The 13,713-nt window shown below is 60.9% G+C and carries 11 protein-coding genes; 5 read left to right on the top strand and 6 right to left on the bottom strand.

The window, feature by feature from the left end; all coding sequences use genetic code 11:
- Positions 1-11 precede the first annotated feature (11 nt).
- Genes CCX87_RS09010 through CCX87_RS09000 form a run of 3 tightly spaced genes read right to left on the bottom strand, consistent with a single transcriptional unit; the run spans position 12 to position 2,970 of the window.
- Positions 12-1,142 carry an efflux RND transporter periplasmic adaptor subunit gene (locus tag CCX87_RS09010; RefSeq protein ID WP_055401685.1) on the bottom strand — a complete coding sequence of 377 codons (1,131 nt, stop codon included), beginning with the start codon at positions 1,140-1,142 and terminating at the stop codon, positions 12-14.
- 32 nt (positions 1,143-1,174) lie between these two features.
- The gene (locus CCX87_RS09005) at positions 1,175-1,807 is read right to left on the bottom strand and encodes a hypothetical protein (RefSeq protein ID WP_232476514.1); all 633 of its coding nucleotides are present in this window, start codon (positions 1,805-1,807) and stop codon (positions 1,175-1,177) included.
- The gene (locus CCX87_RS09000; protein ID WP_232476513.1) at positions 1,804-2,970 is read right to left on the bottom strand and encodes a TolC family protein; all 1,167 of its coding nucleotides are present in this window, start codon (positions 2,968-2,970) and stop codon (positions 1,804-1,806) included. Before CCX87_RS09000 ends, CCX87_RS09005 begins: the two co-directional genes overlap by 4 nt.
- A 449-nt stretch (positions 2,971-3,419) precedes the next feature.
- Here CCX87_RS09000 and CCX87_RS08990 point away from each other — a divergent pair, with 449 nt between their 5' ends.
- The 4 genes from CCX87_RS08990 to CCX87_RS08975 all read left to right on the top strand — a co-directional run bounded on the left by CCX87_RS08990 (position 3,420) and on the right by CCX87_RS08975 (position 7,791).
- Positions 3,420-4,484: a hypothetical protein gene (locus tag CCX87_RS08990; RefSeq protein WP_157667117.1), complete on the top strand. Its 1,065-nt coding sequence runs from the start codon at positions 3,420-3,422 to the stop codon at positions 4,482-4,484.
- A 138-nt stretch (positions 4,485-4,622) separates the two neighbouring features.
- Entirely contained in the window at positions 4,623-6,263 is a 1,641-nt protein-coding gene (istA, locus tag CCX87_RS08985) for an IS21 family transposase (RefSeq protein WP_087743140.1), read from the top strand.
- Complete coding sequence (gene istB / locus CCX87_RS08980) at positions 6,260-7,024, top strand: IS21-like element helper ATPase IstB (RefSeq protein WP_060983853.1); 765 nt, start codon at positions 6,260-6,262, stop codon at positions 7,022-7,024. The genes istA and istB overlap by 4 nt, the downstream gene beginning before the upstream one ends.
- A 113-nt stretch (positions 7,025-7,137) precedes the next feature.
- Entirely contained in the window at positions 7,138-7,791 is a 654-nt protein-coding gene (locus CCX87_RS08975; protein ID WP_087745625.1) for a Shedu immune nuclease family protein, read from the top strand.
- Positions 7,792-7,878: 87 nt separating this feature from the next.
- On the opposite strand, the gene iteS is transcribed toward CCX87_RS08975, so the two are convergent.
- The 3 genes from iteS to CCX87_RS08960 form a co-directional block, all read right to left on the bottom strand.
- On the bottom strand, positions 7,879-10,134 hold the full coding sequence (gene iteS, locus CCX87_RS08970; RefSeq protein ID WP_054257489.1) for a S8 family anti-phage peptidase IteS: 2,256 nt from the start codon (positions 10,132-10,134) through the stop codon (positions 7,879-7,881).
- Positions 10,103-11,266 carry an anti-phage ATPase IteA gene (iteA, locus tag CCX87_RS08965; RefSeq protein ID WP_054257478.1) on the bottom strand — a complete coding sequence of 388 codons (1,164 nt, stop codon included), beginning with the start codon at positions 11,264-11,266 and terminating at the stop codon, positions 10,103-10,105. The genes iteS and iteA overlap by 32 nt, the downstream gene beginning before the upstream one ends.
- 128 nt (positions 11,267-11,394) lie before the next feature.
- The gene (locus tag CCX87_RS08960) at positions 11,395-12,594 is read right to left on the bottom strand and encodes a tyrosine-type recombinase/integrase (RefSeq protein ID WP_054257479.1); all 1,200 of its coding nucleotides are present in this window, start codon (positions 12,592-12,594) and stop codon (positions 11,395-11,397) included.
- 90 nt (positions 12,595-12,684) lie between these two features.
- Between CCX87_RS08960 and CCX87_RS08955 the strand changes: the two genes are divergently transcribed.
- Positions 12,685-13,683 (top strand): DNA-binding protein, encoded by a 999-nt coding sequence (locus CCX87_RS08955; RefSeq protein WP_054257480.1) that lies wholly within the window; start codon positions 12,685-12,687, stop codon positions 13,681-13,683.
- The last annotated feature ends 30 nt before the right edge of the window (positions 13,684-13,713 follow it).

The raw sequence follows: 13,713 nt of genomic DNA, 5'->3' as shown, positions 1-13,713 counted from the left end.
GTGGGCTCCGTTCAGCGGATCTGTGCGATCAGCGGCGCACCTTGCACCACCACGCGGTTGTCAGCCCCCAGGCCCTGCGTGACGACCACCGTGGCGGCGTCCAGGGAGCGGTACTGCACCGGCTGGGGAATGTAGCGCTCTGCACCGGACTTGATCCAGACCACCGGCTCGTTGGCACTGTTGCGCACAACGGCCTGCGCAGGCAGGACGAAGCCCTTGACCTGCTCGGTCAGCGAGGCCACGACGGTGACGGGCTGTCCGACCGCCAGCGGCAAAGCCTTGCCCGATTGCTCCGGGACCGCCCTGAAGGTCATTGGCAGCACGCCATCGCGCAGGCTGCGCGCAGCGCCGATCAGCTGCAAATTGACGCCAGGCACGCCCTGCAAGTGGGCTGTACCCGTGCGTGCTGGCAAGCCAGAATCTGCCGTGGTGGCCTCCACCAGCACGCGTGCAGGGTCAATCACCTCGAACAAGACTTCGCGGGCCTCGACCACCTGGCCTTTGGTCACATCGGCTCTGGCAATCACGCCTGAAACGGGGGCCAGCAAGGGCTCTCGGGCGGCCAGGCTCGCTCCAATGCTTTTCTCGCGCGCTGTGAGGCTCTGCAGCTCAGCACGTGCGGCCTCGATCTCCTTGCGCGGCACAGTGCCTTCGAGGGACTGCAGCCGCTGCACACGCTGTGCAGCCAGTTCTCGGCTACTACGCAACTCTGCCAATTGGGCTTGCTGGTTTGCCAATGCGTAGGGTTCTGCGTGGTGAGCCACATAGGCCAGCACCTCCCCCTGGCGCACGGTCTGGCCAGCGACCGGTAGCCCGCGTGGTCCCGCTTCGATCCGTCCCCCATGGATCGCCTGGACACGACCACTCGCATTGGGGTCCACGACCACACGGCCTGACAACTCGATGGTGGCGGCGGCCTGGGTTTCAGGGGTCAACTGTGTGCGGATACCCAGGCGCCGTTGGGCGAGCATCGGAACGTTGACACTGCCGTCTGGCAACCGCATCAAACCGGATGCGCTGACCGCCGTGGAGGCATCCAGATGCTCACCGTTCGGCCCATGGGCACCCGGCGCTGCGACGGCAATAGGTGAGAACATCGCCGAGATGTACGTGATGACACTCAAGCCGAAAACATGAAGCATGCTGGTTGCCTTGGTTTTTTGCATCGATGAGTTCACAGCGCACCTCCTTTGGAGGACTTACCTGCAGCCTTCGGCGTGCGACCAAAGAACCAACCGACCGCCGCCAGGACGACCAGGGCCAAAGCTAACCAGACTGTTCGGGAGGGCCCATGGGCACCGTTGCCGTCGTGGGAGTGGCCATGGTCATCAAGCGCGGCGCCCGCGACCGTGAGGGTGCTGTCCAGAAGGTCGGAGTCATTGCCCGCCAGTACAGTGACCACCATGGGATGGTCACCGGGCGCCGCCAGGGCCTTGAGCATGCTTGCATCGTCGATCGCGTAGTCGCCCATGTCCGGGTGGAACTTGGCAGGCGCCTTGAGATTGCCCGTCTCCACTTCGACCGTGGCGTTGAGCACAGGTTCGTTGGTGGCAAAGCGGTTGATCAGGATGGACAACTCTCCGCCCTGCAGTCGGCCCACCAACTCGAAGGCTTCCGAGCTGGCTTCAAAACTGGGCACGGGGCCGCTGTTGGCACCTGCTTGAGCGGGGGCATCCAGGTGCTCGCCGTTGGGGCCGTGCGCGCCTGGCGCGGCATAGCTAGGTGTACCGGCAAGCACCAGCACGGCGAAGCCTGCTCCCAGCAATGAGAGGCGGGAACGAGAGGGGAATAGATTCAAGAGATTCATGGAAGGATTCCGAGAGATTGCTGGAGGCGGGCGCGGGCCAGGCCTACAGCCACTTGCTGGCGCGCGAAGCTGGTGTCGGCCTGGGTAGCTGCAGCGAGCGCGCGCAACAACTCCGGTAGCGGTGTTTCTCCAGCTTTGAAAGACCGATCAATGAGCGTGGCACGCTCCCGCAGGAGTGCCGAGCGCTGGCGCTCCGCTTCCAGTTGCTGCTCTGCCGTGTGCACCGCAGCCCGCGCCATCGCTGCGTCAGCAGCCAGCCGCTCCTCAGTTCGCTGTTTCGTGGTCAGCGCTACATCCAGCTCACTCAGTGCGGCAGCTTGCAGCGGCTGATTGCGGCTCGCTGTGCCCAGGGGAATGCGCACGCCGACGCCGATGCTGTTTTGAGCCGACTCACCCCGCCCGGGAGTGTCTTGCCGGATGCGCAGCAAAAGCTCTGGAGGGTCGCTCCGCGTCGCGGCCACCACGTCCAGCCGCTTGCGAGCGCGCTCAACCGTCAGTGCAGCGACACGCGCATCGGGGTGCGTTTCAACGGCGAAGTGCGCCCCGCCTGGTGAAACTGCGGCACCATCAGAAACCGGGACAGACGTGAGATCAGGCGCCAGGGCTATGCCCGTCAGGGTCATCCATTGCGACTGGCTGGCGCTTAGGCGCTGGCGTGCAGCCAACTGTGCAGATTGCGCAGCCAGAGCCTCGGATTGAGCGGCAAGCGCATCCGCGTGGGCCAGATCACCCGCTTTGAAACGGCGCCGTACGTCGTCGGAGATCTCCTGCAGAGATCGCACTTGGGCGTCCGCCAAGTCGGACTCGGCCTTTTGCGCGGCAATGCCCCAGGCGGCTTCCCGCACCAGGCCCGCGAAATGCAGGCGCCCCGCTTGAACAGCAGCTTGGGACAGCTCCACGTCGGCATCGACAACAGCGCCGCGTGCATTGCGCTGTCCAGGTATCCACAGCGGCCAAGCCAGGCCGGCCTCGGCCTCCCTGCGTCCCGCCGAGGTTTGCCAGCGGTCGTCCCGGTAAGAAAGCTCCAGTGCTGGGGGGGCCGCCCATAGGCTGGAGATCGCCACCCGTTCGGCAGCAGCCCGGTGTGTCTGGCCTTCGGCTTCTCTTGCCTGCGTGGCGCGCTGCCATGCAGCTTCCACGGCCAGTGCCAGTGTTGGAGCCACGGGCGATGCCGTGGCTGAAAGTGATGGGGCGGTATTTGACTGCGCAATCGCAGCGCCAACGAGGGCGCAGCTCAAAGCACAGCCTGCGGCACAACGCACCGCAAGCCCGGAAATAACAAAACGCACGTGATTCCTGACCGATCAAAGGCGGCAAACCAGGATCGTTGACGCATCAGCGCCTGATCAAAGTAGTACCGCACCGATGAACAACCCCGCTTTCGTGTGGAAAGCGCGGCGCTAAGGGTGGATCAGGAAATCAGTCGGGGAGGTCGTCGTAAACCGTCCAGATAAGGGGACGGGCTGACGGATTCGGCGGTCACAGCCGGTGCGGGCGAGCGGTCGAGAGGAAGCGACAGCTGGGGGAAGTTTAGAAGTGCTGCAGTCCCAGGGCCTGCGTCCGCCAGCATGTGCTGGATCGACTCCTGGGAATCGTCTTGGTGTGCCACACCGTGTTCATCATGGTGATGAGCGGATCCTTCCAGATGCATTTCAGCATGCGCAGCCTGGAAAGCTCCCTCGTGGTCGAAAAAGACCAACTGACGGGCCGTTGCAAAGGCCTGACAGAAGAAGGAGAGCAACAGAATGACTGCGAGCAGTCGGCGCATGTATTAAAGAGCTTGCAGGTAAAACTAGCACGCGATCATAGCGACACCGAGTGGATGGGAACCGAAACCCACATGGAACGCGGGCCTTGCTCCCGGACTTTGAGCACTAACATCAACACTTGTGATGAGGATCAATTCAGGAATGATCGGGAGGGACACGGTATGGATACAGATACGAGCGAGGACGCTGGAGGTCCTGCGATTCTGAGTGGTAACGAAGTCATGGAGGCTCAATTCAGTGTTCAAGACGCGACTGAAAAAGGTGAGCCGGCTAAGAGGCTGTACCTCAAGACGTTCGAGCTGATCGACCGAGATATTCTTCTTTGGCAAGAGCGCCCTGAGTCTGAATGGCCCTTGTTGGCAACGATCTTTCCAAACAGCATCGTCATGTATCCAATACATGCGAACCCGCACACAAAACGCTATCTCACACCGAAACATGGTCGTTTCAAGACCGTGATTTACGAGGATAACGCGGATGACACGTTGCCAAACGATCCACAAGACGTGGCGGCGCACGTGGCGTTGAGACTGGCATCCAACATTTTTGATCAACCCAGTGAAGGGCTTGGCCTCATCAAGGATCTTGATTCGGTTTGGCAGTCGTTATCGTTGATACCGCAGGCTGACGTCCTTGTGATCGGCAAAAAGATCCGACTACGCTTGGACGGACGGACGGTGTTCATCGACCAGAACAAAGTGGATAGCCTGCGCAGGGCCTTCAACCGGACTAAAACTAGGGGACGGCAACTCATTCAGCATTCCAAGCACAGCTTGGTACATGACCAGGTGCTCGCAGAGATCGCCCCTGACAGGTTCCAGCGGATTGAGCGCAAAGCACCGCCATTGGTGCAGGTACGAAGAGAGAACGCAGTTCAGACCGCGTATCGCGAGCGCGCGGAGCCCTGATGGCCACCCAAATTCCCCCGTCTATGGCCACCTCAAACTCCCCCACCTGAACTGATCGGGGATAGGGGTTAAACGCCGGCGCCGTCGGCACCTGTTGGCAGGACATTGATCCGGTCTTCCTCGAGGGAAGGCCAAGGAGTGAATGTCTTGAAGTCCAACCAACGCGCCACCATAGAGACACTGCTGGAGCGCAATACATCGCAACGCGAGATCGCCCGCATCACGGGCATCGACCGCAAGACGGTCAGGAGCTATCACCAACGCTGGCTGGAGCAACTGCAGTCAAATTCCCCCGGGGTGGCCACCGGCTCGGCCCAGCAAATTCCCCCACCCTGGCCACCGGCTGCTGTGCCGGTGGCCACCTCCCTGTGCGAACCCTGGCGCGAGTTCATCGAAGCCCAGTTGCGTCTGAAGCGCAACGCCATGGCCATCTTCCAGGACCTGGTCGACCAGCACGGATTTACTGGTCAGTACAACTCGGTCAAACGCTTCTGTGCAAAGCTGCGCCACAAGGAGCCCGAGCAGTTCGACCGCCTGTCCTTTCTGCCTGGGGAGGAGATGCAGGTGGACTACGGCGAGGGCGCGCCCACCCGCGTGCCGGGCAGCGAGCGGTACCGCAAGCCCCGCCTGTTCGTGGCCACGCTGCGCTACTCGCGCGCCAGTTTCCGCTGCGTGGTCTGGAAGTCCAGCCAGCAAATCTGGGCCGAGTTGCACGAGCAGGCTCTGCGGTACTTCGGTGGCTGCCCGCAGTACGTGGTTCTGGACAATCTGAAGGAAGGCGTCTTCAAGCCCGACCTGTACGAGCCCGAACTCAACAAAGTCTACGCCGCCACCCTGGCGCACTATGGCGTGGTGGCCGACCCGGCGCGGGTGCGAGACCCCAACCGCAAGGGCACGGTGGAGCATGCCATTGGCCACACCCAGGCCACGGCCTTGAAGGGCCGGCGCTTTGAGTCCATCGAGGCCCAGAACGAGTTCCTGGCGCACTGGGAGAAGAGCTGGGCAGCCAAGCGCATCCACGGCACCGAGCGGCGCCAGGTGCAGGCCATGTTCGAGGAGGAGCGCAGCCACCTCAAACCTCTGCCGCTCCTGGGCATGCAGTATTTCGAGGAGGCGGTGCGCACCGTCTGCGACGACAGCTGCGTGCGGGTGGATCACAGCAGCTACGCCGCTCGCCCGGCGAACATCGGCTCCAAGATGCTGGTGCGCATCTATGCCCAGCGCATCGAGATCCGCGATCTGCAAACCGGCGCCTTGCTGCGCACCCACGCCAAAGCCGAGCGCCCCGGCACGGTGGTGCTGCCCATGGAGGAGCGGGTATTCAATCCTTCGCGCGAGACCCGTCTGATCCTGCGTCAGGCTGGCGAGATCGGTGAGCACGCCAAACGGCTGTGTGAGCTGCTCTTTGCCATCGAGGGTCGGGTGGGCCAGCGCAAGCTCTGGGGCATCGTCAGCCTGGCCAGGCGATACCCAGCGCACTGCGTCGACACCGCCTGCGCACAGGCCCTGGAGCAGGGGATTTACAGCTACAAGCGCGTGCTGGCTTTGACCGAGGCCATCTTTGCCCAGGCGCTCAACGCCATCGAGACCCAGTCCAGCGGTGCGCCCGCCGGCGGCGGGCGCACGCTGACCCAGCAGCACGAGCTCATCCGCGACGCCGATGAGTACGCCGATCTGTTCGCGCACGCTGCGGCCGTCACAGCCACGAGCACGCTCGAGTCCGCCACGGCGAACACCACCACCAACAACACCAACAACGCACCTGGAATTCAGCCATGAACATGATCGAGATCGAACGCGCGCTGCGCGAGCTGCGTCTGTCCGGCATTGCCGAGACCCTGTCCACCCGCGTGATGCAGGCCCAGGCCGCGCAGGAGCCCTTCCTGGAGACCTTTGGGGCCATGCTGCAAGACGAACTGGACCGCCGGCGCTCGCGTCTGACCGAGCGCCGCTTCAAGCGCTCGGGCCTGGATGAGCGGCCCTCGCTGGCTGACTTCGACTGGCGTTTCAACCCGAAGCTGCCGCGCAGCGCCTGCTTCGAGTTGCATACCCTGAAGTTCATCGGCGAGGGCGCCAATGCGCTGATCATCGGCAAGCCCGGTACCGGCAAGAGCCATGTGGCCAAGGCCGTGGCCTACCAGGCCACGCTGCAGGGATACGACGCGCGTTACCTGGAAGCCGACACCGAGTTTGCTCGCTACGCGTTGGCCAGCGACTCAGAGCGCACCGAGCTGCTCAAGGACTGGGTCTCACCGGACCTGATCATCCTCGATGACCTGTTCCTGGCCAGACGCATCAGCGAGCACGCAGCCGAGGTGCTGCAGGCCATCGTGCACCAGCGCTACAAGCTGCGCCGCTCCATCGTCATCACATCCAACCGCGTGGTGCAGGACTGGGGCAAATATCTGGGCGACGCCACCATGGCCACCACCATCCTGGACCGCCTCATGCACCGCTGCGCAATGCTGGAGTTCGAGGGCAAGAGCTACCGCCTCAAGGAGGCTGCCGCACGCATCGCCATCACGCCCGAGTCGTCATAATCCGACCGTCCTGCCTGGGGGAATTTGGGGTGGCCAAGGGTGGGGGAATTTGACCTGGCCATCGGGGCGCGGAGCGGCGCGCTAGCATTCAATCCGTACAAACGCAGGTCGATGTGCTGGCTGCCGAGGCGCCTTCTGAGTTACTGAGACTGCACGCGGAAATCGAAAGAGCTACGCTGACCGCCATGATTGGGCAGTACCGGGAAATGCTCAACAAGAGCCTCAAGGAAGCACAGTGGCAACGCTTCTTTGAGAAACACAAGTTCGTCCTGAGCCTGGCTTTCGCTCGGCCCGTCGAGCTGTCTCACACCCAGTTTCACGCCCAAGGATCTACGCTTGCGGGAACGGGAGCACAGATTGGTGACTTTCTATTCAGAGAGCAAGGCCTGGCGCTCGCCATTGTGGAAATCAAAACTCCAGATGCTCCCTTGATGCGTTCCCGAGCCTATAGGCCACCGAATGTATTTGGACCAGACTCGGAGCTGAGCGGCGCTATCACGCAAGTGTTGCATCAGCAAAGCGAGTTGCGCATGCGATGGAAGGAACACGCCTTTGACAATCCGACCTTGCGTTCCTCCCGAGCAGATGTCGTCAGATGCATAGTGCTCGCTGGACGCCGGCCAGTAGAAGAGAAAGAACTGCGTTGCTTTGAGGTGTTCCGCAACGCCTGTAAGGATGTGGAGGTGATCACCTTTGACGAACTGCTGGTCAAGCTTGAATACCTGCAGCAGCATCTGCAGCCAACTCTGGACGACGTACCGTTTTAGGGCTTCGCGTTCAGTGCTCGATCCTGGCGAGTGATCGCGGTACAAAGCCGCCCGAATACACCATGCCCTCAATGCGCAGCCGACTGGTCACACCTGAACGGGAACTCTGACAGGCAAATGCTGGCGGACCCAATTGGATTGAACCAGAGCACGCACCCCGTCGGCATGAACTTGGCGGTTGGCGTCGAGTGAACGTAGGCTTACGACAAGGGCGACATTCAAGGGTTCGGCCAAAGGTGGCTCGTTAGCCCGCAGTAACGCGTCTAGTTGGATGGCCCACTGATCACCTGCCACCCCTTGCGGGAATTTCTTGCGGTGCAGTTTGACCGGAGACCATTTGCCGCCGTGCTCGATTTGAGCGGCTTCGTAACCAGTGGTCCCCGCTTCACCCTCCATGGGAACCTTTCCGGAAATCCGCGAGCCATCCAGCACACCAAAACTCACGTTGACATTGGCACGTACGTACTCGGCCCCGGCATTGGGGTCCAACGGTGGCGAGTAGGCAGCAGTGATGATCACCTCGGCCCTGAGCTTTCCGTTGTGCATCAACGAGGCGGGGATGGGATAAGGAGTTTTGCGCCATTTGAAGCCAGGCACCACCAACGCTTCAAACATCATCGTGAAGCAGTCATCGCTGTCATAAAGGGCGGACAACGCGTCTTGCGGAATACCGCACCCATAGTAGCGCCTTTCTAGAGCGCCATAGTCTGGAGAAGCCAAGCGCGCAGCATGGATCAGCAGTGCCTTCACCATGTGAGGAGCGACTGCTACGTCGGGATTTCCATCGAGGCTTTGCCACACGTGACCGGCCACCGAACTCACAATCGGCGTGGCGAAGCTTGTTCCGAAACTGCCGTACAGCGCGTCAAAAGGGTGGAGCATTTGCAAGCTGCTCGGTCCAGCGTCCCACTGTTCATGCACACCACCTCCAGCGTGGACTAAATCCGGTTTGGGTGTAAATACAGGCCCCGGGCCCCGACGGGAGTAAGGCGCAGGATGGCCTGCTGCCACCATCGCACCGGGCGAATCGAGATGCGCAACGGCACCGACCGTGAGGGCGCGCACGGAGTCGCCCGGACTGCTCAGCCGGTCCTCAAGATGCAGGTCGGCGACTGGCCAGCCTCGGCGAGGCAAGCCTGTATAGTTCCCAGCTGCGACCACGAAGAGGACCTGATGTTCATCGCTCAGCGCATCCAATTGTTGCGCAAAGTAGCTGAACTCATGGTCCCCAATCTGAGCACCTCCCAGGGAGAGGTTCCATACCTTCACATGAGGCGCATTGCGAACCGCTTCCGCAAGGCGAACTATCAGATCCGTCGTGTTGCCTCCAGCCGCCTCCAATCCGCATGTGTCGTGCACTTGGCACCTTGTGGTTGGAAGCCATGCATGGTCCCCGTTGAGGATCTTGGCGCCAGCTACCAGTGACGCGACAGCCGTTCCATGTACATAGTCTGTGTCCGGAGGGAGCACGTACGAAGTCGTGGAAGCGATCCACGGCCTCAGACTCGTCGCGCTGGCGGCAGTCCCGGTATCGAAGACGCCCACGACAGGATGCTCGACACCGGCTGGCGGCTGCGGCAGCGGACCAGGACCAATGCCGAAGGCAGCCGCACTGGTATGTATTCTCGGTTCGGGAAAGATGGATCTCAGACCCGGAAACATGCTCAGCGCTTCCATCGCCTGATCACCGATTGCAGCCAGGTCAACGCGCATGACAGGAGGGCCCCAACGCTGAGGGATCTCCACTGAATGTATGTTGTGTTGCAGCAGAACGGCGCGCAACGCATCCACGTTGCGTGCCGTAGCGTCCGCTGCATGGTAGCGAAATAGGCTCAGCAACACTCGACCACGAGCGCGCAATGCTGCAACCGTGCCCACCATGCGGCGCGTTTTGTCCCAAGCGTGAATTTTCTCAATCGCGGAGAGGTTGGCCTTGATCTGCTGCGTCTCGCGGGTACGGATAACCCGGGCGAGTGCCTGGACGCTAGCTGCGTTTGCAGCAACCAGCATCTCCTCGATACGTCCGACACCGGCAGGTTGGAGACCAGCTTCTGCTGCCAGAGTATTTGGTCGGTGGGATTTTGCGATCGCGGTGTCTCGCAACTTGAGAATCAGCACCCCTGGCGAGTGCGGATAGCGCTCAATCTCCGGGCGTAGCGCACTGGCAGCATTTTCCAATGTGCCCACGAGCGCTTCGCGGTACTCTGCTGTTACGGGGACCAGTTCCCGGAGGCTGCCACCGCCGTTTTCTGGTGCGGAAAGATCCGCATTTTGAAAGGGAATCCGATGAAACGGATTGGTACTTTGCGCGCTAAGTGGCGCTTTCATCTCCTTGGTCGCCATGGCCATCCTCCTCCTCGATTGCATTTCTTATCTGTCGCTGCGACACCCCGTAAGCAGCGGCCAGTACCCTCTGAGAAAAGAACCTGGGATGCCAACGGCGCAGCCATTGGATCTCCGATTTCAAACTATGCAGGCGCTGACCTTCCATCATCGCCATCATCAATCCAAGCCGGCGAAACACCTCTGTCTCCTCGACCTGCGGTTTAGCGGCAAGAATAGCCGCCCGCTTGGCATCCAAACATACTTGCTCAATGGCGGCGCCTGAAAGTCCTGACGAGCGCTGAGCCAGTTGGTCAACGCTCAACTGGGAAGGTACATAAGCTCCGAGGAACTGAGCCCATAGCTGCTCTCGCAATTCCTGATCCGGCATCGGCATGGCGAGCCGGAACGTAAAGCGTCTCCAGATGGCGTAGTCGAGGAGCTGATCGTGATTGGTCGCAGCCAAGAGAATGGTCTCGTCAGGTAGCGCATCAATGTTTTGCAACAGGGCAATCACCACGCGCTGAAGCTCACCCACATCACGCTCGTTGCCGCGTGCGGTCGCTAGCGCGTCGAACTCATCAAGGAAAAGGACGCAAGGAACCTCCTGCGCGTAGTCGAATACGCGTCGAAGGTTGCGGCTGGTCTGCCCCAGTAAACTGCTGATCAAGGTATCGCAACGTACCGTCAGAAGGGGCAGATGCAGTTGGGCAGCGATCCACCTGGCTGTCTGGGTTTTGCCAGTACCAGGAGGGCCATGCATCACCAAACGATGGGGCTGCGAAACCCCGGCCGCCTGCAGCTTGTCATGGTGCAAAACCGACGAAAGGAATTCCTGCAGTCTTGCTTGAAGTCCACTTGGCAGCAGCAACTGGACTTCGCCGACGGAAGGACGACTGACATCTACCGTGTTCAAGCGACTGTCGCCATCCACAGGAAGTCCGCCCAACGACCCAGGGGCTTGTGCGCCGCGCTGCGCTGAAATGAGCGCAGCGGGCACACGCGCTAAACGCTCACGGATGGCGGACGCTTCGCGACGGCTGCCACTGCGTTCGAGCTTGTCTGCCAGAAGGCCCGCATAGTTCGCAGCCATGCTTTGGTTGGACTTCAGGGCGCCATCCAGGATCTTGAGGACTTCAGAAAGGTGTTCCACGGGTCAACATCGTTAATGATTCAGTTTAGTGGAAAATTGAATCACCATGGGCGCCATCTGCTACGCACAGAGACATTTTCATTCGCCATATGAAAAAAATGATCCGCATTCATGTAAGCGAGTGAATCTCACGGGTGCATCCACCCGAGCTTGTGCTCTTTAGAGGTCTGGTCGTGCCGTTTATCGTCTTCCGTGTGGATGTAGATGCTTGTAGTGGCAATGTTGGCATGGCCCAGGTTGTCGCGCACAGCCTTCAAATCCATGTTGTCACTCTGATGGGTGCCTGCTGTATGCCGCATCCAGTGCGCAGAGGCTTTCTCCACATGAGCCGCAGTCGCCTCGTGATCGGGTCCGAGGGCGCGCAAGCGCGTCGCGGTCTCGCGAAACACGTTCTTGATGAGTTCGTGGACGGCACTACGTCCCATAGGTTTAGCTCCTCCAATCAGCGGCAAGAGTAGAGGCAGCGGGTCCCCCTCGCGCGGAAGTGGCGGTAACCCGTTCGCGCTGCGGTATCTCATCAGTTCCAAGACCAACTCATCCGTGGCAGGAATGCTCCGATCTTTTTCTCCCTTGCCGCGCACTGCAAGCCACCAACGCTCTTTGCCATCGGCGCCCCTTCGCCAGTAAAAGTCCCCCATGGTGTGATCGCAAACCTCTGAAATCCGAAGTCCTGCGATGTACAGCAATGAGAACAGCCAGCGGTAGCGAGCCGCCTGTGATGCTAAGCGCGGTGTTGCCGTAGGAAGCATCTGAATCGTTGTACGCACTTGGGCCCAATGTTCGTGCGGCAGGAAGCGGCTCGTCTTAGTCGCCCCAACGACTGTCTTGCGACGCCTAAGGGCAAGGGGATTTCCCGCCAAGTACCCCGCCTGAACCAGCCAGTTGAACAGGCCGTTAAGAATCGAGAGTGCTTGGCGCTGGCTCTGCCGGTCCAGCGGCTTGGCGAAAGGACGCCAGTTGGGCGAGGACCTGGGTGCCTTCTGGGCGACTTGCATGACCCAGCGGTCGGCCGGCTGTGGGTCTCCAAGGAAGCTCTCGTATGCGAGGAAGTCCTCATGGGTCAGATCGGACAGGGCCTTACCGTGCTGGTGCACGCACCAGAGCAACAGCCTTTCCGCCTCCTTGCGGTAGCTGGCCAGCGTGGCCGGGGAATCCCTGTAGCGCGCGAGCCAGGCCAAAACCGCAGTACGGTCGTCATTGGCTGCGACTTGGGGTAGACCCTGCCCCCGATTGCGCCCCCGCTCGCCTGACAGGTGAAGGGGTAGCACCAAGCCCTCCAAAGGCTCAATATGCGCCAAAACGGCTGGTGCGACGATCAAACTGCTCATGAGCCAAATTTTATGGACATTAGAATAATTATGTCCAGAGATAGGAAATTAAATCACTGATTCATACGTTATACGTTGTATTATTTAAAAATGAGCGAAGAATCCGAAATCCAAGCCGAAGTTGAAGCCCTGCGGGAGCGTTTCAGCGATACGAAAGCGCTGTACCGCGAGGTGTGCGCGTTGCTGTTTTTCCGGTACGGCATCACGCCCACCGCGAGCAAGCTGTATCAGCACGTGCGAAAAGGCTCCATGAGCGCGCCGGCCGAAGCATTGGCCAAATTTTGGGAGGACCTACGCGGCAAAGCTCGGGTGGAAATTGACCACCCGGACCTTCCGGACGCGTTGAAACAAGCTGCAGGCCAGGCGGTCAGCGTGCTGTGGACCCAGGCAACGGAGTTGGCGCGCGAGGAGCTAGCTGTCCTGCGCGTCGAGGCACACGCAGAGGCCCAGAGTGCACAGGCAGGCCTGCAGGAGGCTCTGCAGCGAAGCGCCGTCCTGGAGACCCAGATACAGACCGCACAGACCATAGTCACCGAACTGGAGACCCGAGCTCAGGCCCTTGCTGCAGAGCTTGAGCAAGAACGGCGTGCGCACGCTGCGAGCACAGCGAGAGGTGAGGCTCTGTCCAGGCAGGTGGATGAGCTGAAGCAGGAGCAATCGAAGAGCAGGCAGCATTTCAGTGCTGAACTTGACAAGGGGCGTGCGGCCATCGATGAGGCGGCCTCCCGTGCGGCCGAGGCCGAGCGCCGCGCGCTTCGTGAAATTGATAGGGAGCGCACCGCTCGAACGCAGGTTGACAAGCAACTGGAGCAGCTACGGGGCAAGTTCGCAGAAGTGGAGCGTGATCACCATGCCAAGGTCCTGGAGGCCAACGCAGCCCAGACACGATTGGCCGCAGACCTGGAGAGCGCACGGGCTTCGCTGACCGAGAGCGCCCGCGTGAACCAACTGCAAGGCGTTGAGCTACAGCAGGCACTGCAGGCAGTGGCGCAGCACAAAGCGGAAGCTGACACCCTGCGCGCAATGGTGGCGCAGTTTCAACCACCGCCCAGGCCCGCTCGCAAGAAAAAACCGATGGACGGCCATTGATTGCTTGCACGTCGGCCGTCAGTCGGCGAA

The sequence above is a fragment of the Acidovorax sp. T1 genome, from assembly GCF_002176815.1.
In the GTDB taxonomy this organism is placed as follows: Bacteria; Pseudomonadota; Gammaproteobacteria; order Burkholderiales; family Burkholderiaceae_C; genus Acidovorax.
This window is presented reverse-complemented; position numbering and strand designations above follow the sequence as displayed.